This is a genomic window from Streptomyces sp. CB02923, assembly GCF_001905005.1.
Lineage (GTDB): Bacteria > Actinomycetota > Actinomycetes > Streptomycetales > Streptomycetaceae > Streptomyces.
Genome location: NZ_LWKZ01000003.1, coordinates 102,007 through 126,624 on the forward strand (window position 1 = coordinate 102,007; position 24,618 = coordinate 126,624).

18 protein-coding genes are annotated in these 24,618 nt (G+C 71.9%); 13 read left to right on the forward strand and 5 right to left on the reverse strand.

All coding sequences use genetic code 11. From position 1 onward, the window contains the following. Window positions 1-17 precede the first annotated feature (17 nt). The 6 genes from A6A06_RS07660 (at window position 18) to A6A06_RS07685 (ending at window position 9,597) form a co-directional block, all read left to right on the forward strand. Window positions 18-2,000 (forward strand): glycogen debranching N-terminal domain-containing protein, encoded by a 1,983-nt coding sequence (locus A6A06_RS07660; RefSeq protein WP_073760386.1) that lies wholly within the window; start codon window positions 18-20, stop codon window positions 1,998-2,000. A gap of 48 nt (window positions 2,001-2,048) precedes the next feature. Continuing rightward, complete coding sequence (locus A6A06_RS07665; protein ID WP_073760388.1) at window positions 2,049-2,813, forward strand: NUDIX hydrolase; 765 nt, start codon at window positions 2,049-2,051, stop codon at window positions 2,811-2,813. 224 nt (window positions 2,814-3,037) lie between these two features. Next, window positions 3,038-5,374 carry an ATP-binding cassette domain-containing protein gene (locus A6A06_RS07670; protein ID WP_073760561.1) on the forward strand — a complete coding sequence of 779 codons (2,337 nt, stop codon included), beginning with the start codon at window positions 3,038-3,040 and terminating at the stop codon, window positions 5,372-5,374. Between the two features lie 186 nt (window positions 5,375-5,560). Next, on the forward strand, window positions 5,561-6,493 hold the full coding sequence (locus A6A06_RS07675) for a FadR/GntR family transcriptional regulator (protein ID WP_073760390.1): 933 nt from the start codon (window positions 5,561-5,563) through the stop codon (window positions 6,491-6,493). Window positions 6,494-7,073: 580 nt separating this feature from the next. Next, window positions 7,074-8,633 carry an RNA polymerase sigma factor gene (locus A6A06_RS07680; protein ID WP_073760392.1) on the forward strand — a complete coding sequence of 520 codons (1,560 nt, stop codon included), beginning with the start codon at window positions 7,074-7,076 and terminating at the stop codon, window positions 8,631-8,633. A 151-nt stretch (window positions 8,634-8,784) separates the two neighbouring features. Continuing rightward, on the forward strand, window positions 8,785-9,597 hold the full coding sequence (locus A6A06_RS07685) for a S1 family peptidase (protein ID WP_073760394.1): 813 nt from the start codon (window positions 8,785-8,787) through the stop codon (window positions 9,595-9,597). Window positions 9,598-9,808: 211 nt separating this feature from the next. Here the strand turns inward: A6A06_RS07685 and A6A06_RS07690 are convergent, their stop codons facing one another. After that, a complete protein-coding gene (locus A6A06_RS07690) occupies window positions 9,809-10,039 on the reverse strand; it encodes a DUF7455 domain-containing protein (RefSeq protein WP_033267354.1) in 231 nt (76 codons plus the stop codon). A gap of 446 nt (window positions 10,040-10,485) precedes the next feature. Between A6A06_RS07690 and A6A06_RS07695 the strand changes: the two genes are divergently transcribed. The 4 genes from A6A06_RS07695 (at window position 10,486) to A6A06_RS07710 (ending at window position 15,215) form a co-directional block, all read left to right on the forward strand. Beyond that, window positions 10,486-12,606 carry a DNA gyrase/topoisomerase IV subunit B gene (locus A6A06_RS07695; RefSeq protein ID WP_073760396.1) on the forward strand — a complete coding sequence of 707 codons (2,121 nt, stop codon included), beginning with the start codon at window positions 10,486-10,488 and terminating at the stop codon, window positions 12,604-12,606. 182 nt (window positions 12,607-12,788) lie between these two features. Then, window positions 12,789-13,277, forward strand: coding sequence for a DUF1453 domain-containing protein (locus A6A06_RS07700; RefSeq protein WP_073760398.1), 489 nt, complete (start codon window positions 12,789-12,791; stop codon window positions 13,275-13,277). Window positions 13,278-13,350: 73 nt separating this feature from the next. Next, on the forward strand, window positions 13,351-14,541 hold the full coding sequence (locus A6A06_RS07705) for a sensor histidine kinase (protein WP_073760400.1): 1,191 nt from the start codon (window positions 13,351-13,353) through the stop codon (window positions 14,539-14,541). Next, the gene (locus tag A6A06_RS07710; protein WP_073760402.1) at window positions 14,538-15,215 is read left to right on the forward strand and encodes a response regulator transcription factor; all 678 of its coding nucleotides are present in this window, start codon (window positions 14,538-14,540) and stop codon (window positions 15,213-15,215) included. The genes A6A06_RS07705 and A6A06_RS07710 overlap by 4 nt, the downstream gene beginning before the upstream one ends. Before the next feature lie 35 nt (window positions 15,216-15,250). On the opposite strand, the gene A6A06_RS07715 is transcribed toward A6A06_RS07710, so the two are convergent. From A6A06_RS07715 to A6A06_RS42595, 3 genes are all read right to left on the reverse strand, one after another. Continuing rightward, window positions 15,251-15,925, reverse strand: a complete 675-nt coding sequence (locus A6A06_RS07715; protein WP_073760403.1) for a DUF7342 family protein — start codon at window positions 15,923-15,925, stop codon at window positions 15,251-15,253. Next, entirely contained in the window at window positions 15,922-17,670 is a 1,749-nt protein-coding gene (locus A6A06_RS07720; RefSeq protein WP_242440638.1) for a sensor histidine kinase, read from the reverse strand. The genes A6A06_RS07715 and A6A06_RS07720 overlap by 4 nt, the downstream gene beginning before the upstream one ends. A gap of 515 nt (window positions 17,671-18,185) precedes the next feature. Beyond that, on the reverse strand, window positions 18,186-19,544 hold the full coding sequence (locus A6A06_RS42595; RefSeq protein ID WP_079193865.1) for a sucrase ferredoxin: 1,359 nt from the start codon (window positions 19,542-19,544) through the stop codon (window positions 18,186-18,188). A 745-nt stretch (window positions 19,545-20,289) separates the two neighbouring features. Here A6A06_RS42595 and A6A06_RS07730 point away from each other — a divergent pair. Continuing rightward, window positions 20,290-20,496, forward strand: a complete 207-nt coding sequence (locus A6A06_RS07730; RefSeq protein ID WP_073760405.1) for a hypothetical protein — start codon at window positions 20,290-20,292, stop codon at window positions 20,494-20,496. 114 nt (window positions 20,497-20,610) lie between these two features. Here A6A06_RS07730 and A6A06_RS07735 read toward each other — a convergent pair whose 3' ends face one another. Then, the gene (locus tag A6A06_RS07735) at window positions 20,611-21,930 is read right to left on the reverse strand and encodes a citrate synthase (protein ID WP_079193866.1); all 1,320 of its coding nucleotides are present in this window, start codon (window positions 21,928-21,930) and stop codon (window positions 20,611-20,613) included. Window positions 21,931-22,061: 131 nt separating this feature from the next. On the opposite strand from A6A06_RS07735, the gene A6A06_RS07740 reads away from it, so the two are divergent. Together A6A06_RS07740 and A6A06_RS07745 are read left to right on the forward strand one after the other, a co-directional pair. Further along, window positions 22,062-23,228, forward strand: coding sequence for a citrate synthase/methylcitrate synthase (locus A6A06_RS07740; RefSeq protein WP_073760407.1), 1,167 nt, complete (start codon window positions 22,062-22,064; stop codon window positions 23,226-23,228). Window positions 23,229-23,286: 58 nt separating this feature from the next. Beyond that, entirely contained in the window at window positions 23,287-24,561 is a 1,275-nt protein-coding gene (locus tag A6A06_RS07745; RefSeq protein WP_199930745.1) for a CobW family GTP-binding protein, read from the forward strand. Window positions 24,562-24,618 lie beyond the last annotated feature (57 nt).

Sequence of the window (24,618 nt, forward strand, 5' to 3'; positions counted from 1 at the left end):
ACGGGACCTTGATCTGCGTGGCCCTGCCGGCCCTCGCCATCTCCTCCGAACAGGGCCAGCTCACGGGCCAGGGGACGGACGGCTTCTACCGCGCCGGGCGCCGGGTCCTGTCACGGTGCCAGCTGAGCGCGGGCGGTTCCGAACCCGTGGTCGTACAGGGCAGATTGGTCGCATCGGACCGTGCGCGCTTCATCGGTACGGTCCGTACGGCCGTCGACCGCGGCCCCGACCCCGAGATCCGCGTCGAACGGCTGCGGTGCGCCGACGGCGTCGAACGGATCACGTTCCACAGCAGCGCGCCGCGCCGGGTGCGGCTGCCCGTGGAGCTGCGGCTGGGTACGGACCTCGCCGAGCTCGGCGCCATCGCTGTCGGTGTCGCCGGGCCCGAACTGCCTGCCAGCGTGCACGGTTCGGGGTTGCGCTGGTCCGCCGCGGGGGCCCATGCCGTGATCGCCGCGAGTCCGGCACCCTCGGACGTCATGGCCTCGGCCGGACTGCTGTGCTGGGAAGTGGACCTGCCACCGGGCGGCCAGCACACCATCGAGGTACGTGTCCGACTGGAGTACGCGACATCGGGGGCCCACGCCGGTCGGCCGGGCCCGCCGCTCCCGGCCGCACGTGGCGGTGAGCAACCGCCCCGCCCGTGGTCGGCGGCGCGGCTCCAGTGCGACGACCCCCGGGCCGACGCGCTGCTGGCGGCCGGCCTCGATGATCTCCACGGCCTGCTGATGCGCGGCCCCGGCGCCCCCACGGACACGTACGTCGCGGGCGGGGTCCCCTGGCGCTGCGGCCTCTCACCGGCCGAAGCTCTCTGGGCCGCCCGCATGTTGCTGCCCTTGGGCACCCGCCTCGCGGCAAACACCTTGCGCACGCTCGCGCATGTGCAACTGACCGGCTCAGGGGCGGATTCCGGTCGAATTCCAGGCGCGCTGCGGGACGCGGGGCCGTACGCGCCACCCAGTTGCACGGGCGTAGAGGCGACACTGCTGTTCCCCACCGTTCTCGCCGAGGCCCGTCGCTGGGGCCTGTCCGAGCGCGAGACGGAACAGTTGCTCCCGGCGGCGGAGGGCTGCCTGAGATGGCTGCGCACGGCCGCAGGGGACGGGGACATGCCCGGCGACGGAGCCGTGAGCGAGGGCAGCGGCTACGTTCCCGACCCGGCGCCCGGAGGGCCGTACCGCTGCGCGACCCAGGCGCACGCGCATCGTGCCGCGCTCCTGGGCGCCGACCTCTTCGACGCCTGCGGCAGACCGGGCGCGCCCGAGCTGCGGGAATGGGCGGCCGGGCTGCGGACGCGGTTCCGCGAGGAATTCTGGGTGGAGAGCCGCAGCGGCGGCAGCCCGGCCGCGCTGCGGACCCCGGGCGGGCGCCTGCTGCCGCACTTCGGTTCCGCCGCTGCCCACCTCCTGGACACCGGACTGCTCGGTGGCGGACGGACAGCCGTCGGCCTGCTCGACCCCGCACGGACGGAGCGCCTCGCCCGCCTCCTGGGGAGCCCGGCCATGGACTCGGGCTGGGGCCTGCGGGGGCTCGGCGCCATGGAGAGCGGCTACAACCCCTTCGGCCACCGCAGCGGCGCCGTGCGGGTCCACGAGACGGCGGTGGCCGTCGCCGGGCTGGCCGCCGCCGGCCATGAGAAAGAGGCGGCCTCCCTGGTCCGCGGGCTCCTCGACGCGGCACAGAGTTTCGCCTACCGGCTCCCCGAGATGTACGCGGGCGAGCAGCGCACCCGTGACGGCGCCCCCGTGCCGCACCCCGCCGCCTGCCGCCCGGCGGCCGTGGCCGCCGCGGGCGCGGTGCACGCCCTGACCGCCCTGGCCGGGGTGCGCCCCGACGTTCCGGCGGGGACCGTGGCGGTGCGACCGGTCGGCAGCGCGCCGCTCGGAGCCATGCAGTTCACCGGGCTCAGCGTCGCCGGGCAGCCGTTCGCCGTACGGATCAGCAGACTCGGCCTCGGACTGGTGGAGGAGGCCGCGAATGGCTTGCAACTGGGGGCCTGAGGTGCGCCAGGGCCTGATTATCGTCAGGCGGACGACTATGATCGCGCCATGCCTCCCTACGACCCGTCGGCCTTCCCTCCGTTCGCCGTTACCGTCGATCTGGTCGTGCTCACCGTGCGCAGGCACGCGCTGTGCGCGTTGGCCGTGCGCCGTGGCGAGCCGCCGTTCCAGGGACGCTGGGCCCTGCCGGGCGGATTCGTACGGAGCGACGAGGACCTGGAGGCGGCCGCCGCCCGGGAACTGGCCGAGGAGACCGGACTGCACGCCCACTGCCCGGCGGGTCCGCCACCGCCCTACGGCGCGCACCTGGAACAGCTCGCCACGTACGGCGACCCCAAGCGCGACCCCCGTATGCGGGTGGTCAGCGTCGCCCACCTGGTGCTCGCCCCCGACCTGCCCGCACCGACGGCGGGCGGAGACGCCCACAGTGCGCGCTGGGCGCCGGTCGACACACTCCTCGACCAGGACGGCGGCGTCGGCCGTGAGGGCGAGCAGGCCGCCCCGCTCGCCTTCGACCACGCCCGTATCCTCGCGGACGGGGTGGAGCGGGCCCGCTCGAAGATCGAGTACTCCTCGCTCGCCACCGCTTTCTGCCCGCAGGAGTTCACCGTCGGGGAGCTGCGCAGGGTGTACGAAGCGGTGTGGGGTGTGGCGCTGGACCCCCGCAACTTCCACCGCAAGGTCACCGGCACTCCGGGCTTTCTGGTGCCTACCGGTGGGACGACGACGCGTCAGGGCGGACGCCCCGCCCAGCTGTTCAGAGCCGGTGGCGCCACCCTGCTCAACCCGCCGATGCTGAGACCGGAGGTCTGAGCGGCGAGCCACAGGTTCTGAGCGGAGCGTCACAGGTGCCGAGGCACAGGTGTGGGGGCAGTCGCACCGAGATGCGAAGGCGCCACGCCGGCGGAGCGTGACACGCAAGGGCGCCAACTGCGGGGCATTACCGACAAAACGGACATGCAGGGTTACCGTGGCCCAGTGAGTCCCCACCTCCTCCCCACCGCTTCCGTAAGGTCCCGCACCCTGTGGGGGCCGCGATGATCCAGGCCATCGGGCTGACCGGCGGCTCCCGCGAGGGAGGGTGCCCCGCCGTCGACGACCTGAGCTTCGAAGCTCCCGCCGGGCGGATCACCGTCCTGCTCGGCGACGAGGGAGCCGGCAAGACCACCGCTCTGCGGCTCATGCTCCAGCTGGAGGGCGGCCGAGGCGTCGCGCTCTTCCGCGGCCGCCCGCTGCACCGCGTCCCGAACCCGGCCCGCGAGATCGGCGTGGTCTTCGGGGACGTTCCCGGCCACCCCGCCCGTACGGCCCGGGGTCACCTGCGGATGCTCAGCGCCGCCGCGGGGGTTCCGGCGTCCCGGGCCGACGACGTCCTGGACGTCGTCGGCCTCAGCGGCCTGGCCGACGAGAGACTCGGCGCCTTCTCGCGGGGCATGGACCGCAGGCTCGGCCTGGCCGCCGCCCTCCTCGGTGACCCGCACACCCTGCTCCTCGACGAGCCCTCCCGGGACGTCTCCCCGCGCGAGGCGGCCTGGCTGCACGGCCTGCTGCAGGGGTACGCGGCGCAAGGCGGTGCCGTACTCGTCACCTCCGGCGACGCGCGGGCGGCCGCCCGGCTCGCCCACCGGGTGGTCACCATCGAGGAGGGCAGGCTGGTCGCGGACCAGACCGTGACCGACTTCGCCCGGACCCGGCTGCGCCCCCGCGTCGTCGTCCGCTCCCCGCACGCCGACCGGCTCGCGTCGCTGCTCGTCGACGAGGCGCAGCGCGCGCGTCCGGGGGTGGATCCCCAAGCGGGCCGCGCGGTCGAAGTCGTACGGGAGAGCGGGAGCCGGATCGCCGTCTACGGCAGCAGCTGCGCCGCCGTGGGTGATACCGCGTTCCGGCACGGCATTCTCGTGCACCGCCTCGCCGACGAGGTGGGGGACACCGGCCCGGTCGCCCCGCTCACCCGCGCCGACGGCCGTGCCCGGAACCGTGCAGCCCCGCAGCCCCTGGACGTCGCCCCGTCGGACCCGTCCGCATCAGTTGCCACAGCGGTGTTCGGCACCGCAGCCTTCGATGCCGCAAGGGTTCCCGCTCCCGATGCGACCGCGGTTCCCGGGGGGCCTAGGGCTCATGTGGTGACGGCAGCGTCCACCGAGGTCGCCGCCCCTGCCGGCCCCGCGGACGGTGGCCGAGCGCCCTCAGGGCGCCCCTCGTATGCCGTGACAGGCCAACACATCGACGCCACCCCGTCGAGCCACTCAGCACCGCCGTCCGCCCCGTCCGCCCTGTCCGACCCGCCCGCCCCTCCCACCGCGAAGCCCTCCGCGTACGTACTCCCGGCGCCCACGCCCACCCCGGCCGCCTTGGAATCCGTACCCGCGTCCCTCGGCGCGCCCAGCCCTACCTCTACCCCCACCCCTAGCCCCACCCCCACCCATCCATCCCCCGCACACCAGAACCCCCCACCCACCTCACCACCCCCATCAGCCCCCGCCTCCACCTTCAAACCCCTCAAGCCGCTCCGCACATCCCTCTCCCCGGGCGCTCCCGGGCCCGCCCCGGCGCCACCGGAGGACGCGGCCCGGAGGCTCGTCAGCCTGCGGCTGTCCGGCCGTGGCCCGGAGTGGCCGCTGCGGTACGAATTCCGCCGCGCCACGACCGACCCCGCCGGCCCGATCGTGGCCGTGCTCACGCTGGCGGTGGCCCTGGTCTTCGCGCTGGTGCTGGCCCGCGCCGGCGACGTCTCGCGGGTGCATGTGCTCACCGGTTGGCCGCGTCAACTTCCGTTCCCTCCGGCGGCGCTCGCGGCGGGTCTGATCGGGGCGCTCTCCTTCGGCCAGGAGTTCCGCTACCCGGCCCTCGCACCCGAACAGGGCACCGTGCCCCGTCGTCTCGGTCTGCTCGCGGCCAAGCTGCTGGTCAGCGGTGCTGCCGCGGCGCTGCTCGCGATCGGGATGCTGCTGCTCGACGGGCTGGCGGTACGCGGTCTGTTCGGTTCCGCCGGCCTGCCTCCGGAGGGCGACTGGAAGGTGCTGGCCGTCAGTTGGACGGCTCTCATGGTCGGCTGCGCGTGGGCAGGTGTGCTGGCGGCCGGTGTCTTCCGGTCCACCGCAACGGGGCTGGCCGCGGTACTGGCCGTACCGGTGCTCGTTCTGCCGCTCGTGCAACGGGCGTTGGAGGTCCCGGCAGCACGGTCCCTGGTGGGGCTCCCTGCCCGGCTGCGGTCTGCGGCGGTGGTGCAGTGGCCGTCCGGGTTCGATCAGGCGGTCGGGGCGGCGCTGCGCCTGGCGGCTCAACCGGTGGGCGGTGCACTGACGTTGTCGCTCGCCGCGTTGTTCTTCGCCTATGCCCTGACCGCCCTACGGAAGAGGGCCCGCCGACCCTGATCGGCCGCTCTCGCCCGCAGTTCGCGAGGCAATGGCCGAGCCCTCCCGTGGGGAGCACCTTTCTTTCCGATAAAGCGTCAATTGGGGAATGATGGGCGATCACCCTTTCGTGTGCTTTTCACCAAAGACCTCAAGGGGTCCCGGGGCGTCGCCGACAAATGATGCGTGAGTACCCTTGCGCACACCATGATGACCGCGGCTCGCCCCGCCGACACCGGCCTCACCGGCCCGGGCGAGCTTGACCGCTACTCCTACGCCGCCGCGGGCGCACCCGGCGCCGGCGGTGTCGGCCACGCTCCGGGCGCCGAGCGGGCCGACCGCATGCCGCCCGTCTGGGACGGGCCCGACGCGGACATGGCCCGGGTCGGCCGCCGCGCGGCCGGCAACCGCGGCCGTGGGCTGCACGGCCAACTCGTCCAGCAGCTCGGACAGATGATCGTCTCCGGCGACCTCGGCGCGGACCGTCCGCTCGTGCCCGAGGAGATCGGCCAGCGCTTCGAGGTCTCCCGCACCGTGGTACGCGAGTCCCTGCGCGTCCTGGAGGCCAAGGGCCTGGTCAGCGCCCGCCCCAACGTGGGCACCCGGGTGCGCCCGGTCAGTGACTGGAACCTGCTCGATCCCGACATCATCGAGTGGCGGGCGTACGGCCCGCAGCGCGACGACCAGCGCCGTGAACTGTCCGAGCTGCGCTGGACGATCGAGCCCCTCGCCGCGCGGCTCGCGGCCGGACACGGCCGCGACGACATCCAGCAGCGCCTCGCCGACATGGTCGAGATCATGGGGCACGCCGCCGCCCAGGGGGACGGGCTGACCTTCGGCCGCGCCGACGTCGAGTTCCACACCCTGCTGCTCCAGCTCGCCGGCAACCGGATGCTGGAGCACCTCTCCGGCATCGTCTCCTCCGCCCTGCACGTCTCCGGCGGCCCGTCCGGTGGCTGCGAGCGCCCGGCGGAGAAGGCCGTGAGCCAGCACATGAGGATCGTCGACGCGATCGGTGCCGGTGACGCCGCGGGCGCCGAGTCCGCGATGCGCACGTTGCTGGCTGCCCACGGCGAGGCCGGCGGGCAGGGTGCCGGCGGTGCCGGGGACCACACCGTTCCGCCGCCCCGCGAGCACTGAAGGACCGGCGCCGCCGAAGAACCCTGCCCGCCGGAGGGCACGTACCGGCCGGGAAGGACCGGCCGAGGGGCGCGTACCCGTACGGAACGGGAGGCGTGTCCGCACGGGACAGACCGTCTGAAAACGCGCGAGCCACCCGGGGCGCGGGGAGCGGATGCCAGGCGCACGGAGTGCATGGGGGCGCACAGGGCGTATGGACGCCGACGGAGCGCACGGGCGTGGACGCGGGGCCCGCGGCAGTGCGCCGCCGCGCGCGAGCGGCGGGCGTGGGCCGGTGTACGTCAGGCCGCCGGGCCCGGGAGCGTGATCCGGGCCCGGCGTTCACTTGGGAGGATTGCGCACTGTAGAGGGGGGAATGTCTGGTTATGCGGTGTGACTCGGACCACGCAGATTGGGCGTAACGCTCGCCGGGGAGGCGCGATGACTTAAGAGGTGATAGCCGAGGAGGGAATGCGAGCGGCGTTTTCGACGCTGTTCAACTCCCCGGCTTCCCCTGCGCCGTCGGTCCATCCCCGCCGACGGTCGTCGGCTCCGATCCACCGTGGACGGGGTCGGAAGCCGTTTCCATCGTTCCGAGAGGTTGTTCGTGTCGGCCAGCACATCCCGTACGCTCCCGCCGGAGATCGCCGAGTCCGAGTCAGTGATGGCGCTCATCGAGCGGGGAAAGGCTGATGGGCAGATCGCCGGCGATGACGTGCGTCGGGCCTTCGAGGCTGACCAGATTCCGCCAACCCAGTGGAAGAACGTTCTGCGCAGCCTCAACCAGATCCTCGACGAGGAGGGTGTGACGCTGATGGTCAGTGCCGCAGAGGCACCCAAGCGCACCCGCAAGAGCGTCGCAGCGAAGAGTCCGGCGAAGCGCACCGCCACCAAGACCGTCGCGGCCAAGACCGCCACGGCGAAGAAGGCCACCACCGCGGCCGCCCCGCTGGGCGACGTGTCGTACGGCGAGGCCGAGGGCGGGGCCGAGAAGAAGGTGGTCGCCAAGAAGGCCGCCGCCAAGAAGACGGTCGCGAAGAAGGCCGTCGCCAAGAAGACCGTGGCGAAGAAGTCCGCCGCCAAGAAGGACGTCGACGAGCTCCTCGACGACGAGCCGATCGAGGAGGCGGCGCCCGCCGGCAAGGGCGGCGAGGCCGCGGCCGAGGTGCCCGAGGGCGCCGAGAACGCCGGGTTCGTCCTGTCCGACGACGACGAGGACGACGCCCCGGCGCAGCAGGTCGCCGCGGCCGGTGCCACCGCCGACCCGGTCAAGGACTACCTCAAGCAGATCGGCAAGGTCCCGCTGCTCAACGCCGAGCAGGAGGTCGAACTCGCCAAGCGCATCGAGGCGGGCCTGTTCGCCGAGGACAAGCTGGCCAACTCCGACAAGCTGGCGCCGAAGCTCAAGCGCGAGCTGGAGATCATCGCCGAGGACGGCCGCCGCGCCAAGAACCACCTGCTGGAGGCCAACCTCCGTCTGGTCGTATCGCTGGCCAAGCGCTACACCGGTCGCGGCATGCTCTTCCTGGACCTGATCCAGGAGGGCAACCTCGGTCTGATCCGTGCGGTCGAGAAGTTCGACTACACGAAGGGTTACAAGTTCTCCACGTACGCGACGTGGTGGATCCGCCAGGCGATCACCCGCGCCATGGCCGACCAGGCCCGGACGATCCGTATCCCCGTCCACATGGTCGAGGTCATCAACAAGCTGGCCCGTGTGCAGCGCCAGATGCTCCAGGACCTGGGCCGCGAGCCCACCCCGGAGGAGCTGGCCAAGGAACTGGACATGACCCCCGAGAAGGTCATCGAGGTCCAGAAGTACGGCCGCGAGCCGATCTCGCTGCACACCCCGCTGGGCGAGGACGGCGACAGCGAGTTCGGTGACCTGATCGAGGACTCCGAGGCGGTCGTGCCGGCCGACGCGGTCAGCTTCACGCTCCTGCAGGAGCAGCTGCACTCGGTCCTGGACACGCTCAGTGAGCGTGAGGCGGGCGTGGTCTCCATGCGCTTCGGTCTCACCGACGGCCAGCCGAAGACGCTGGACGAGATCGGCAAGGTCTACGGCGTCACGCGTGAGCGGATCCGTCAGATCGAGTCCAAGACGATGTCGAAGCTGCGCCACCCGTCGCGGTCGCAGGTTCTGCGCGACTACCTGGACTGATCCGGAAGCGGCCGCTCCGGACGGCCGTACGAGTGCATTGCGGGCCCGGTCCCCCTCAGCGGGGGCCGGGCCCGCGGTGTGTCCGGGTGCGTGATGGGCCCAACTGTCTCACCCTGGGTGTGCGAACACTTCCGCACAGTCAGGAGCGTGTATGCGTGCCTACGTCCGGGCCGTCATCGGGGCCCTCGTCCTGGTCCTCGCCGTACCGGTCACCGCGCAGGCGGACGAGTCGGTCGTGGGGGGCCGGCAGGTGAAGGTCTCCGACAACCCGTGGATGGTGGCCATCTCCTCCCGTTCGCGCTTCGGCCCCGACCGCTCCGGGCAGTTCTGCGGTGGAGTGCTGGTCGGCCGGGCGACGGTGGTGACGGCGGCGCACTGCCTGAGCCGTGCGGTGCTGGGGGTGGAGTGGCAGCGGGTCAAGGACCTGCGGATCGTCGTGGGGCGTGAGGACATGCGGGGCAGGGGCGGGCAGGAGCTCGTGCCCCGGCGGGTCTGGGTGAACCCGACGTACGACAGCTACAGCAATGCCGGGGACATCGCCGTGCTCACGCTCGGCAAGCAGATGCCCAAGGGGCGGGCGCTTCCCATGGCCAAGGCCGGTGACGCCGCGTACAAGGCGGGTACCAAGGCGAACGTGTACGGCTGGGGCGACACCACCGGAAACGGCTCGTACGCGTCGACGCTCCGCTCGGCGCAGGTCCAGGTGTTCTCGAATGCGGCTTGTAGTAGGGCATACCCAGGCAACGCGGACGGCAGATATCTGGCCGATTCCATGCTGTGTGCGGGTACGGCGAACGGCGGCCGGGATGCCTGTCAGGGCGACAGCGGGGGGCCGCTGGTGGCGCGGGGGCGCCTCGTGGGGCTGGTGTCCTGGGGGACGGGCTGCGGGAAGGTGGGGAAGCCGGGTGTCTACACGCGCATCTCGGCGATGATCAAACATGTGACCGCCCATGGCGGCGGCTGAGCGCCGCGCACAGTCGCCGCGGGCCACGGGGCGGGCCGGGTGGCGGCGGGGCGTCAGAGCGCCATAGAAGGCCCTTGAAGGCGCAACGTTCCATGGCGGCCGGAGCGGGGGTCGAGAGAAGGTACGAGTGCGGGCGGCCCCCCGGTGGTTCCGGGGGGCCGCCCGCCGCACGGCCCTAGGCCGCTACTCGCTCGTCGTCGGATGCGATGTGTCAGCGTTCCTCATCGGAAGCAGACGCGGGAGGGGCGGTCAGCCGCTCCGTCTCGTCCTGTATTTCCGCGGCGATCTTCTTGAGTTCTGGCTCGAACTTGCGGCCATGGTGGGCGCAGAAGAGCAGTTCGCCGCCGGACATCAGAACGACGCGCAGGTATGCCTGGGCGCCGCAGCGGTCGCAGCGGTCAGCGGCCGTCAGCGGGCTCGCGGGGGTCAGAACAGTAGTCACGTCGCCTCTTCTCTAGCTCGACGAGCTGTCGTACCAGGGTCAACATCCAACCAGGCCGAAAACGTTCCCGCTCGTGCCTATTCCCTGAAAAAATTTTTCCAAGGAAGCCGGGTGTTGCCGGGTGGCGGCGAATGAGCCGTATTGCGTGGTGGTCTGATTCACGTTGGTTGCTGGGCTTTTGTCCTCCCGGCTGGCTTGCCGGTTGTTCAAGAGGACGTGCCCGGAGCCTAAATGGTTCATGCCTCGAAGGGAACGTGATGTGCGCGTCACCGCACTCTCACCCCATCGAGGGATCGAACATGTGAACGAAAGTCTACTACCATGGCCACCGTCACGGGTGGCGTCACATCGGCTCTACCGGGCCTCGGTACGCTCTCACCGGCGACACCGCCACGACCGGGTCCGCGGAATGCGGACCACCAGTAATTCAGCGAGGAGCGAACCGCGTGACCGCCGAGATGTCCGTGCCGTCCACCGCCGTGCTGACCGGGGCAGACCGGGACGGGTCCAACTACACCGCGCGGCATCTGCTCGTCCTGGAGGGGCTGGAGGCCGTCCGCAAGCGTCCGGGCATGTACATCGGCTCGACGGACAGCCGCGGCCTGATGCACTGCCTCTGGGAGATCATCGACAACTCCGTCGACGAGGCGCTGGGCGGCTACTGCGACCGTATCGACGTCGTCCTCCATGACGACGGCTCGGTCGAGGTCCGGGACAACGGCCGAGGCATCCCGGTCGACGTGGAGCCCAAGACCGGCCTGAGCGGCGTCGAGGTCGTGATGACCAAGCTGCACGCCGGCGGCAAGTTCGGCGGCGGCTCCTACGCGGCCTCCGGCGGCCTGCACGGCGTCGGCGCCTCGGTGGTCAACGCGCTCTCCGCCCGGCTGGACGTCGAAGTGGACCGCAGCAGCAAGACCCACTCGATCAGCTTCCGCCGCGGCGTGCCCGGCATCTTCACCGAGTCCGGCCCCGACGCCCCCTTCGATCCGGCCAACGGCCTGCTCAAGGGCAAGCGCATCCCCAAGACCCGGACCGGCACCCGCGTGCGCTACTGGGCCGACCGCCAGATCTTCCTCAAGGATGCGAAGCTCTCCCTGGAGCACCTGCACGCGAGGGCGCGCCAGACCGCCTTCCTGGTGCCGGGCCTGACCCTCGTCGTACGGGACGAGCGGGGCATCGAGAGCGAGGGGCCGACGGAGGAAACCTTCCGGTACGACGGCGGCATCAGCGAGTTCTGCGAGTACCTGGCCCAGGACAAGGCCGTCTGCGACGTTCTGCGGCTGTCGGGGCAGGGCAGTTTCAAGGAGACCGTGCCGGTCCTGGACGACCGCGGTCACATGACGCCCACCGAGGTGACGCGGGAGCTGGGCGTCGACATCGCGCTGCGCTGGGGCACCGGGTACGACGCCACGGTCAAGTCCTTCGTCAACATCATCGCCACCCCCAAGGGCGGCACCCATGTGACCGGATTCGAGCGGTCGGTGTCCAAGACCGTCAACGAGGCGCTGCGCACGGCCAAGCTGCTGCGGGTCGCCGAGGACGACGTCGTCAAGGACGACGCCATGGAGGGCCTGACCGCGGTGGTCACCGTGCGGCTCGCGGAGCCGCAGTTCGAGGGGCAGACCAAGGAGGTGCTGGGCACCTCGGCCGCCTCCCGCATCGTCGCGCAGGTCGTGGCCAAGGAGCTCAAGGCGTTCTTGACCTCCACCAAGCGCGACGCCAAGCAGCAGGCCCGCGCCGTGCTGGACAAGATCGTGGCGGCGGCCCGTACCCGGATCGCGGCCCGGCAGCACAAGGAGGCCCAGCGCCGCAAGACGGCCCTGGAGTCCTCCTCGCTGCCCGCCAAGCTGGCCGACTGCCGCAGCGACGACGTCGACCGCAGCGAGCTGTTCATCGTCGAGGGCGACTCGGCGCTGGGCACCGCCAAACTGGCGCGCAACTCCGAGTTCCAGGCGCTGCTGCCGATCCGGGGCAAGATCCTCAATGTCCAGAAGGCGTCCGTCTCGGACATGCTCAAGAACGCCGAATGCGGCGCGATCATCCAGGTCATAGGAGCAGGTTCCGGCCGCACCTTCGACATCGACACGGCCCGCTACGGCAAGGTCATCTTCCTCGCGGACGCCGACGTCGACGGCGCTCACATCCGCACCCTGCTGCTGACGCTCTTCCAGCGCTACATGCGCCCGATGGTCGAGCAGGGCCGCGTCTTCTCGGCCGTGCCGCCGCTGCACCGGGTCGAGCTCACGCAGCCGAAGAAGGGCCAGGACAAGTACATCTACACCTACTCGGACAACGAGCTGCGCCAGACGCTGCTGGAACTTCAGCGCAAGAACGTCCGTTACAAGGACAGCATCCAGCGCTACAAGGGTCTGGGCGAGATGGACGCCGACCAGCTCGCGGAGACCACGATGGACCCGCGTCACCGCACCCTGCGCCGCATCAACATCAGCGACCTGGAGGCCGCCGAGAAGACGTTCGACATGCTCATGGGCAACGAGGTCGCGCCGCGCCGGGAATTCATCACCAGCTCCGCCTCCACGCTGGACTTCTCGCGCATCGACACGTGACGCGCCGCCGCGGGGGCGCGTGAGCCCTCCGTGCGCGCTGTTACGGGCGCCTGTCCACCCACGGGTGGACAGGCGCCCGCCGCGTTTTCCACCCGGAGCCCACCCGCACGCCGATCCGGGCAGCGGGACCCGCTTCGTAGCGTCGGGACCGTTGTTGTTCCCGTGCCACGGAGGCCCAGGTCATGAGCGGCTCGCTCAACGTTCTCGTCATCGTCGCGGTCATCGCTCTGGTGGTCGTACGGCAGTTCAAGCCGCAGCGGCTGAAGACGGAGGGCAAGCGCTGGTGGCTGCTGCCGGCCGTCCTCGCCTTCCTGGCGGTCCGTGAACCGGGACTGACCGACAGCGCGCACCCCACCGGATCCGCCGTCCTGCTGGCCGTCGGCGTGATTCTCGGACTGCTCACCGGAGCGGCCTGGGCGTGGACCACGCGGGTCTGGACCGACGCGGACGGGGAGGTCTGGTCCGCGGGCCGCGCGGTGACCGTCGTGGCCTGGGTCGTCGGAGCGGGGCTGCGGTTCGGCCTGTACGGGCTCGCGGTGCTGATGGGGGTGCACCTGGGCACCCAGGCCACGATGCTGTCCGTGGCCGCCACGCTGCTCGCCCGTACGGGCACCATGGCGTGGCGCGCCCAGACGCTCCGGCCGACGTACCGTGTTGCTGCCGGTGGCTGAGACCGCGTTTCCGGGCCCCGGCAGAACACGCCGGTGGCCGGGCCCCGGGAGCACCGTGCCGGAAGGATCGTTTGTGCCGCTGAGTTTCTGGACGAGCTGGCCCTTGCGGGAAGCGCTTTCCCGGGAGGGCCTCAGCCGTCCCCGGGTGTGGATCGGCAGGGCCATCCGCCTCGTGATCATGGTCGGGCTGCTGTGGAGCACGCTGGCGGACCAGGCGTTCCGGAACACGGGAGTGATGCTGGGGCTGACCGCGGTCGCGCTCTGCGGCCTGGTCCTGTGGGGATTCTTCCGTACGACGCTCCAGCACCGGCTGTGGCCGGCGCTCGGTCTGCTGGCGCTTCTCGAGGCGGGCGCGTTCTGGTTCCACATGGAAGGCGCGAGGGTGCCGGCCGCCGTGATGTGGGGTGCGAGCGCCATCGTCTCGATGGCGCGGCTTCCGCTGGCGGCGGCGGTGCCGTGCATGGTCGTGTCCCTGGGGGCGTACGCCACGCGCAGCCCGGACGGCTGGCTGTCGATCATGGCGACGGTGATCGGGCTCGGGCTGGCCGGATACGTCGTACGCCTGGACTCCGAGGCGCGGGGCAACGCGCAGCGGCTGCTGACCCAGGAGCGGGCCGCCCGTAAGGCCGAGGCCGAGACGGCCGCGCTGGACGAGCGGAGCCGTATCGCCCGCGAGATCCACGACGTGCTCGCACACAGTCTGAGCGCGCAGCTGGTGCACCTGGAGGCGGCACGGCTGCTGATCCATCGGAGCGACGACCTGGAGGCGGACCGGCAGCAGATCCTGGAGCGGGTCGTGGCGGCGCGCGGTATGGCCAGGGAAGGGCTGGACGGCACACGTCAGGCGCTGTCGGCTCTGCGGGGCGAGATGGCCCCGGTGGAGGACTACCTGCGCCACTTGACGGCCGCCGAAAACGCCGGCCTGGAGGTGACGGGGGAGCAGCGCCGCCTGTCCCCGGAGGCCGGCCTCGCGCTGCGCAGGGTCGCACAGGAGGCGCTCACGAACGTACGCAAGCACGCGCCGGGCGCACGGGTGACCGTGCGCCTCGCCTACGGGGAGGGGGAAGTGGAGCTGGAGGTACGGGATTCCGGCGCGCGCAGGAGACTCCGCGGTGGCAGGCCGGGGGCCCTCGGTGATCTCGGCTCGTCCGGTTCCGGGTACGGTCTGCTGGGGATGCGGGAGCGTGCCGAACTCCTCGGTGGAACGCTGGACTCCGGTCCTGACGAGGAGGGTTTCACGGTGCGGTTGAGGGTGCCGGTATGACGGCGCGCGTCGTGGTCGCCGACGACCAGACGGTGGTGCGCGAGGGAATCGTGATGCTGCTGGGCTTGCTGCCGGGTATCGAGGTCGTGGGCTCGGCCGGGGACGGCGAGGAGGCGGTGCGGCTCACCGCGGAACTGGCCCCGGACGTCGTCCTGATGGACCTCCGGATGCCCCGTTGCGACGGCGTCGAGGCCACGCGGAGGATCCGGACGGAGCACCCGGGCACCGAAATCGTCGTACTGACGACCTACGCCGACGACGACCACCTCTTCCCCGCGCTGGAGGCCGGCGCCCGGGGCTATCTGACGAAGGACGCGGACGGCGACGAGATCGTCCGGGCCATCGAGGACGTGCTGTCGGGCGAGGCCGGGCTGTCGCCGAAGGTGCAGCGGCGGCTGCTGGAGCGGTTCGCCGAGCCCGCACGGACCGTCGTCCCGGCAGCGCCGGCCGTGCCCCCGGACGGGCTGACCGCGCGCGAGGTGGAGGTGCTGAGGCTGGTCGCCGAGGGGCTGTCCAACCCGGAGATCGCCCGGTCGCTGCACGTCTCGAACGCGACCGTGAAGACCCACATCAACAACCTCTTCGCCAAGGCCGGGCTGCGGGACCGGGCCCAGGCGATCCACTACGCCTACCGGCACGGTCTCGCACAACCGCCCGGATCGTCCATCACCTGATGGGGTGAATGGCCCCTCAGTGCGGCGTCCGGCCGTCAGACCCAGACGTAACGGTGTTCGGGGCGGCCGGTTTCCCCGTACCTGAGGCTGAGACGGACCCGCCCGGCACGTTCGAGGAGCTTGAGGTAGCGCTGCGCGGTCTGCCGGCTCAGGCCCGCCTGCCGGGCCACCTCCTGGGCGGAGAGCGGCGCGTCGGCCGAGCGCAGAACGGACCGCACCCGGTCGGCGGTGGCCGTCGAGTGGCCCTTGGGCAGCTCCGCGGGGCCGGCGTTGGCGGACCCCAGAGCACCGAAGATCCGGTCGACCTCGGACTGTTCGGCCTGGCCACCGCCTTCGAAGGTGCGGTGGAGGGCCGCGTAGCCCTCCAGCTTGGAACGGAGACCGGCGAACGTGAACGGCTTGACCAGGTACTGCAGCGCTCCCTGGCGCATGGCCGCCTGGACGGTCGCGATGTCACGGGCCGCGGTCACCATGATCACGTCGGTCTGCAGGCCGCGCTGCCGGAGCCGCGAGACCAGCTGGAGGCCGGTCCCGTCGGGCAGGTAGTGGTCCAGCAGGACGAGATCGACGGGCAGCGCCTCCAGGGCGGCCAGTGCGTCGGCGGCGGAGTGGGCGAGGCGGCTCACGCGAAACCCAGGGATCTTCGCGACATATGCGGCGTTGATCTCGGCGACCCGTACGTCGTCGTCCACCACCAGTACGTCGATCATCGGGCGGCCTCCGTGGCGTCACCGGGATCGCGGCCTTCGGGGGTGTGCTTCTTCGGGCCTCGCGTGTCCACGTCGCCTGCGCCCTCTTCGCCCCCTTCGCCAGTGCCCGCGCCGTCCGGGTCTGTGTCGTCCGTGCCCGCACCGTCCGGGCCCCTGTTCGTGGGGGTGACGCTGTCAGGTCGTTCCTCCGGCGCTTCGTCGGAGAGGGCGTCGGACAGCGCGTCGGGGAGCGTGACGGTGAACTCCGCGCCCCCTTCAGGACTCTCGCCGACTTCGGCGGAGCCCCCGTACCGCTCGGCCAGACGGCGTACGAGCGCGAGGCCGATGCCGCGCTGCCCGTGTGCCGGGGGCTCTTTGGTCGTCCAGCCCTCGGTGAAGATCTCCGCACGCCGGGCTTCCGGCACTCCGGGACCGTTGTCGCGGACCCGAACGACCGCGGTGCGGCCTTCGGAGCGCACATCCACCTCGACGCGTCCCCCGGGGCCGCCTGCCGTCGCGTCCAAGGCGTTGTCGACCAGGTTGCCCAGCACGGTGACCAGGCTGTGCGGGTCCACCACACGGTCGGGCAACCGGCTGCCGGCCGCGATGCTCAGCGAGACGCCGCGTTCGGTGGCGACCGTCGCCTTGCCGACCAGCAGGGACGCCAGCAGCGGATCGTGCACCCTTTCGGTGACCTGCTCGGCGGTCGCCCGGTGCACGCCCACCGCCTGGGTCACGAACTCCACGGCCTCCTCGTGCAGGCCCAGTTCGAGGAGGCCCAGCAGGGTGTGGAGGCGGTTGGCGTGCTCGTGGTCCTGGGCGCGGAGGGCGTCGATGAGCCCCTGGGTGCCGTCCAGCTCGCGGCCCAGCCGCTCCAGTTCGGTACGGTCGCGCAACGTCACCACCGCTCCGCCGTCGTCGGTCGGCATCCGGTTGGCCACCAGGACGCGCTGCCCGCTGACGGTGAGCAGGTCGGCGCCGCGGACCCGGCCGGAGAGGACCTCGGCGGTGCGGCCGGGCGGCAGCGCATCGTCCACGGGGCGTCCGGTGTCCTCGGAACGCAGGTCGAGGAGGCGCTGAGCCTCGTCGTTCAGCAGACGGATGCGGCCGTGCGCGTCGAGCGCGACAAAACCCTCCCGGATGCCGTGCAGCATCGCCTCGCGCTCGGTGAGCAGGGCGGAGATGTCGGAGAACGCCAGGTCGTGGGTACGGCGCTGGAGGCGCCGGGCGACCAGGTAGGCGGCGAGCGCGCCGACGGCGAGCGCTCCGCCCGCGTAGGCGAGCAGTTGCGGCACGGTGGCCAGGAGGCGCTGCTGCACGCTCTCGTACGCGATGCCGACCGAGACGGCGCCGACGATGTCCCCCTTCTCATCGCGCAGCGGCACCTTCCCGCGCGCGGAGCGGCCCAGGGTGCCCTCGTCGATCTGCATGACCTCGCGGCCTGCGAGGACGCCGCTGGGATCGGTGGAGACGCGCCGCCCGATCTGCTTCGGATCGGTGTGGGACCAGCGCACTCCGCGGGTGTCCATGATCACGACGTATTCCGCTCCGGTGGCACGGCGGATCCGCTCCGCCTCGCTCTGGACGGGGCCGCGACGGCCGGGGCGGGAGCTCTCCAGCGCGTCGTCGAGGCGGGACTCGGCGGCGGTGGTCTGGGCGATGGCCAGGGCCCGGCGCATCGCCTGGTCGTCGAGCTGTGCGCCGAGCGGAGCGAGGAAGAGGCCGGTGGCGAGTGCCGTGACACCGGCGGCGATGGCCAGCTGCATCAGCAGCACCTGCGCGAAGACGCGGCGCGGCCAGCCCACGCGAAGACGCAGCCCCGACAGCACGGCGCGGAGCCCGCTGCCGGCGGGCCGGTCCGCTCCCGGCTGCGCGTCGATCTCGCCCTTCATGCCCATACGAACGAACAGTAAGTGGGCCGGAGGGCGGTCGGGTAACCAGCCCGGATGCTGGGCGGGGTGGTCGGTGGCCGCGGTCATCGAGAGGCCTGTGGACAGGCGCTGCGGAGGTTATCCACAGGGGTTTCGGAACCTTCCCGCACCTGTCTAGTCTCACAGAGTCACGGACGGTCACCGTCCGCGACGGCCGGGGTGATTCGGAAAGGCGGGGGAGGGGCGAGATGAGGTCGATCGGTGTCGTGGGGCGCGTCGTGCGGAGGTGGCGGAGAGGTCCTACGGAGGGCGCGACGGGAGCGGAAGTGGCCGGGCCCGGGAAGCCGCAGGCGAGAGGGGGTGCCGGGGCGGTCGGGAGGGGGTGCGGGGGACGCGGGCGCGCGGGTGGCTCAGCCGAGACGGAGTTCGGAAGGCGCGGTTGCGCGGGTCGGGTGGGGCGCGCGGGTCGGGCGGTCGGCAGGGAGCTCAAATGGTGTGGTCGTGCGGGAAGGCGGGCTGATGGGGAGCTCGGGAGGTGCGGTTGCGCGGGTGGGGTGGTCGGGAGAGGGGGCGGAGGGCACGGACGCGCGACCTGGGCAGCTGAGGGGGAGTACGGCGAGCACGGCCATGCGGGCGGGCCTGCCCAGCGGGGAGCCGCAGCTGACCGGCGCGGGGGCGCCGTCGGCGCGCTGTTCGACCATGACTCGCCAAGTCCGGCCGTCGCGGTGCGCGATGGTGACGGCCCAGGTGAGGGCGGGGGTGTCGGCGCGGCGGTCGGCAGCCGGGGGTGCCGGAGCGGCCGGGGTTGCCGGGGATCCCAGGGCTCCTGGGGCTGCCGGGGCTGCCGGGGCTGCCGGGGCTCCCAGAGGTACGGAGGGTGCCAGGGGCTTCGGAGTCATCGGTGGTGGCGTAGTCGCCCATGTCGTCGGGGTCATCGGAGCCGTCGCGACTGCGCCCTCGTGGCCTGGGCCTGCCGCCCCCTCGTCCGTGTCGTCGTTGCCGCCGCTGACATCGTCGGGTGGCGGTACGGCTTCGCTGTGCACGACGTCGATCGCGTCCGCCCGGTCCTCGCGTATCAGTTCCCGCACGGCGAGTTCGGCAGCCTGGCCCGGTCGCTCCCAGGTCGAACGGCCTCGGCAGTGGTCCAGCAGGATCCGCCCCTCGCGCGCCGACGCGACGGCGTCCTTGACCAGCGGGGCGGAAGCCCTCCCGTAGGCATAGCCGTACGGGAGCACGAAGAGGGTGGGGGAGAAGCGGTGACCGCCGATGTGGGTGATTTCCCACGCTTCGGCGCCGCTGTCGGCGAGTTCGGAGGCCAGCGGACGCCCGAGAATGGCACAGCACCTGTCACGCTTGCCGTTGGTGCAGACGAAGACCAGCGGCTCGCCGTCATACGGGTCCCAGAGGCCGTCGTGCTCGCCCGCGCCCAGCCGGGCGAAGTCGAGGCGCAGCAGCGCTTCCGGTTCGGTGACGGAGCCGGTCCGGATCCACGGGCGGTCCGGCGCGGTGTGTGCGAGAAAGGCCCGGCGGGCCACGGATCCGTGGCAGTCCGCGTGCCGGCCCGGCCGGCGGACGAGGGCCACGCGCACGCCCGTACCGTCGGCTGCGGTTTCCAAGGCGCGGCCGATGCGGGGATCGAGATGGCTCTCGGTCAGCGCCTCGGTGCCCCAGGGGCCGGTCTGCTCGACGAGCAGCCAGGTCCGGGCGGTGGCGGAAGTGCCCGCGACGGGCTCGGCGGCATCGCGGGAAGCGGTTGCGCACGTGCTCACATAGGTAACCCTAACCTGCCGCGGAGCGACCGGAATCCAGAATCGAAAACACCGGAATTTGAGACTGAGGCAAGGGAGTTCAAAACCGGATCACCCGCCAGGCCCGGCCACCCGTCCACTTGCGAGGAGCGCCCGCGAAGCCCGCCTGCGAGAGTCGTCCGCCGCCACCGCCCACGGGCCATGCGTGACTGTGCCCACGGGCCCGCATGTGGCTCCCGCCTGCGAGCCATATGCGGTTCCCGTCCACGAGCCCACGCACGGCTCCGCCCATGGAGCGAAGTGGCCCCCGTCCGGCGGTCATGCGCGGTCCCGTCCGCAGCCACGCGCGACCCCGCCAGCGGATGCTGCGCGGCTCCGGGCTTGCGGATCCTGCGCGGCTCTGGGTGCGTATCCGGACTCGGATACCGCGCGGCCTCCCTAAGTGACTCCACTAGCGACTCCGCTCGCGGAAGCCGCACCGAGCCGTCAGCCGTCGATTCGGGGCACGGGCTCCGCCCCTCCGCGCCCGGCCCCCTCCCCTCCGCGCCCGCCCCCCTCTCCCGTGTCCGCTCGCCCTTGCCGCCCCGTCTCCCCATCTTCGTTCGAACCAGGTTCTGTCGGGCGAAAACGCCCCGTATCTGTCCAGAGGAGGAGTTAATGGCCCCTACGATGGGCCCCGTCCACAGCCGTGGACCGGTTCGCCGGATCGTGCGACATGTCGGTCCGCTCGCCTGCTCGTTGAGCTCAATCCCTGTGGGAGACAATCATGCAAATCCGTCCCGCGTTCGTCGCGGTGGTCGCTCTGGCCGGTGCCGCGATGGCGTCCCCGACCGCGATGGCCGCGAGTGCCGCAGGCCCCAAGCCGGGTTCCGAGGGCCTTTCGGTGTCCGCCTTCGAGGACCCCATCGACGAGCACGATGTCCGGGCGGTGGCCAGGGTCTTGGAGCGGGTCACGAATCCCTTCGGCGGCTAGATGAGTTGTGCGAGGGCCGGGCGCGGAGACTGAGGGGTGGGGCAGGGCTCCGGGTGTGAGCCTGGGGCCGGTGGTCGATGGTGGGGGCAGGTGGTCGGTGACGGTGGTCGTGGGTCACGGTAGGGGTTGGGGCGGGCGGGGGCCCTGGTAGTGGCCGCTGGGGCGCATCCGCATGGGGCGTTCCTCGTACTCCTCCAGCGCGTGGGCGATCCAGCCGGCGGTGCGGGCTACAGCGAAGACGTTTTCGCCGGCCTCGGCGGTCATGCCTGCCGAGACGGTCAGCACCGCGAGGGCGAGGTCGACGTTGGCGTGCAGCGCGTGGTGGCGGGTGATCGTCGCGACCACGTCGCGTGCTGCCTGTAGGGCCGGGCCGGCCTGCGGTACGTCCTCCAGGAGGCGGAACAGGGTGCGGGCGCGCGGGTCCTCGCCCGGGTAGACCCGGTGGCCGAGACCGGGTACGCGGCGCCCGGCGCGCAGGTGGTCCGCCACCACGGCCGCCGCACTGCCCCGTTCCAGTACCTCCAGCAACATGCGGTGCGTGAGGCTGCTCGCGGCGCCGTGCAGAGGCCCGTCCAGGGCGCCGAAACCGGCCGACACGACGGCGTACGGATGGGCCCGCGCGGAGGCGGCCACCCGGGCGGCCAAGGTCGAGGAGGCGAGGTCGTGGTCGATGAGGAGGACAAGTGCCGCGTCGAGGGCGCGCAGTGACGCGTCGTCGGGTCGTTCCCCGGTGAGGCGTGACCACAAGCGGCGGGGGAGCGGGGCCGAGGTGCAGTCGGTCCCGTCCTCCAGACGGGGGAGGGCGTCCACGAGGACGGGGATGAGGGCGCGCGCGGTGCCCAGAACGGCGTCCTCGGACAGGTCGAAGCGCAGCGGGTCGGCGGAGGCCGCCGCCACCACCGCGACGCGCAGCCGGTCCAGCGGACTGCTGTGGGCGGGCAGTGCGTCGACGGCCCGGCGGGCGGCCGCGAGGGCTTCCTCCGGAGCGCTGAAGCGGACGCCGGGGCGCAGCAGGCCGGTCCAGAGCCAGTCGGCGACCTCCTCGTAGCCGTAACGGTCGGCCAGTTCGGTCGTGTCCACGCCGCGGAAGTAGCAGCGGCCCTTGTCGATGAGGGTGATGCCGGTACGGAACGCCAGGTCACCGTTGGCGGGGAGCGGTTCGCGCCGGGCGCCGCGTCGGGCGAGTGCGTCCACTTCCTTCGCGTCGAAGGTGCTGCCCCGGCCGCCGGGGGCCCGTCGGCTGGTCAGCTGGCCGCGGCTGACGTAGGCGTAGACCGTCTCGGGTTTCACGCCGAGCCGTTCGGCCGCTTCCCGGGTGCTCAGCCGCCGCTCGCCACGGTCGCCACCATCGCCGCCACGGTGGCCGCTGCCGCTGCCGCCGTGGCCGTCGCCGCTACTGCCGCCGTGGCCGTCGTCCGTTTCGTGATCCGCCATGACGCCCACCGTATCGATTGATCTTGCTTGTAGGTTGATTGAATCAATATTGACAGGTATTCAGTCCAGAATAGACAGTCGAGTCAATGAGGAGTGGCCAGGAGAGCAGCCAGGAGAGCAGGAGGACCGTCATGTCGAATGCCGGAGCCGGAGCGACCTTCGACGCGCCCCGCGGGCTCGCGGGTGTGATCGTCACCGAGACCGAGCTGGGGGACGTACGGGGCGGGGAGGGCTTCTACCACTACCGCCAGTACTCCGCCGTGGAGCTCGCCCAGAGCCGTACCTTCGAGGACGTCTGGCACTTGATGCTCCGCGGCAGCCTGCCGGACGTGGAGCAGCGCGCGGCCTTCGGGACGGAGACCACGGTGCTGCGCCACCTGCCCGGCGCCGTATGGGACGCGCTGCCCGGAATCGCCCGCGCCAGTGCCCGCAGCGGTCCGCTTGCCGGCCTGCGCACCGCGCTCTCCCTGCTCGGCGCCGCGGCGGGCTTCCAGCCCCTCTACGACATCGATCCCCGGCAGCGTGGCGCCGACGCGCTCACCGCGAGTGCTGCGGTGCCCACCGTGCTCACCGCGCTGCACCGCATCGGCCGGGGCCTGGCGCCGGTCGAGCCGCGGGACGACCTCCCGTACGCCGCCAACTACCTGTACATGCTCACCGGCGAGGAGCCCGACCCCGCGCGCACCCGGGCCATCGAGCGGTACCTGATCTCCACCATCGACCACGGCTTCAACGCCTCGACGTTCACCGCCCGCGTCATCGCCTCCACGGGCGCCGACCTCGCTGCCTGCCTGGTGGGCGCGGTCGGTGCGCTCTCCGGACCGCTGCACGGCGGCGCGCCCAGCCGGGCCCTGGACGCCCTCGACGCCATCGGCAGCCCGGACCGTATCGACGCCTGGATCCGCGAACGGGTCCGCTCGGGGGAGCGGATCATGGGCTTCGGGCACCCCGTCTACCGCACCGAGGACCCGCGTTCGCGGATGCTGCGTGACATCGCCCGGAGCTTCGGCGGGCCGCTCGTGGACTTCGCGGTGCAGGTGGAGGAGCGCGTCGAGGCGCTGCTCGCCGAACTCAAGCCCGGCCGGGAACTGCACACCAACGTCGAGTTCTACGCGGGTGTGGTGATGGAGCTGTGCGGCCTGCCGCGTGAGATGTTCACTCCCACCTTCTGTGCGGCCCGGGTGATCGGGTGGAGCGCCAATATCCTGGAGCAGGCGGACGACGCGAAGATCATCCGTCCGGCGGCCCGCTATGTGGGCCCGCCCCCGCCGCAGCCGGTTCCCGCCGCGCTGAACTGACGGCGTGCCGGACCGACGGCGCGCCGCCGCACCGACGTACGACGATGGAGGCGCCCCCTTGGCCCTGCAGGCTCCACAGGCCCCGCGACAGATCCCGGTCATCGTGCTTGCCGGATTCCTCGGCTCCGGCAAGACGACCCTGCTCAACCATCTGCTGGGCCGCAGCGGCGGCAGCCGTGTCGGAGCGGTCGTCAACGACTTCGGCAGCATCGAGATCGACGCCATGACGGTGGCCGGCCAGGTCGACTCGATGGTCTCGCTGGGCAACGGCTGCCTGTGCTGCGCCGTCGACACCAGCGAACTGGACGAGTACCTGGAACGCCTGGCGCGGCCTTCGGCCCGTATCGACGTCATCGTCATCGAGGCGAGCGGGCTGGCCGAGCCGCAGGAACTCATCCGCATGATCCTGGCCAGCGAGAACGACCGCATCGTCTACGGCGGGCTGGCCGAGGTCGTCGACGCGGCGGAGTTCGAGGCCACCCGGGCCCGGCATCCGGAGATCGACCGGCATGTGGCCATCGCCGACCTGGTGGTCCTGAACAAGGCCGACCGGATCGGGGAGGAAGAGCAGCGCTCGCTCCTGGACACCCTCACCGAGCTGAGCCCGGGGACGCCGGTCGTGCCCGCCGCGTACGGGCGGATCGACCCGGAGTTGTTCTTCGACCGCAAACCACGCGACGCGGACGGCGAGGCGGCCCGTCAGCTGTCCTTCGAGGACCTGTTCCGCGAGGAGACGGAGGCGGAAGAGGAGGCGGGAGCGGAGGCCGAGGCGGGCGGGGAGCATGCGTGCGGTGAGCACGGCCCGGGGTGCCGTGGCCATGGCCACGGGGCCGGCCGCCACTTCCACACGGCCTACGAGAGCGTCGAGTTCGTCTCGGACGAACCGATGAACCCCCGTCGGCTCATGGCCTTCCTCGACAGCAGGCCCGCCGGTCTTTACCGGATCAAGGGGTTCGTCCACTTCGACGTACCGGAGAACCGCCAGAAGTTCGCCGTGCACGCGGTCGGCAGCTTCCTGCGCTTCTACCCGTCGCCGTGGCAGCCGGACGAGGAGCGGCGCACCCAGCTCGTCCTGATCGGCAGCGGGGTCGACGCGGCGGCACTGCGCAAGGAGCTGACGGACTGCCGGGAGACGGGCCCGGAACGCGCCGCCGCGAGCAGCATGTGGGGCGTACTGCGCTACGTACCGTCCCCCGGAGAGCCCGGAGAGCCCGGAGAGCCCGGAGAGCCCGGAGAGCCCGGAGAGCCCGGAGACTTCGCAGTTCCGGATGCGCCGAGCGAGCCGGATGAGCCGGATGAGCCGGAGTGGCCCGGGGAGTCCGACGACCGGTAGCCACCCACTCGCCCCACTCACCCCACCCGCCCCACCCCAGACACCGAACCACCCAGA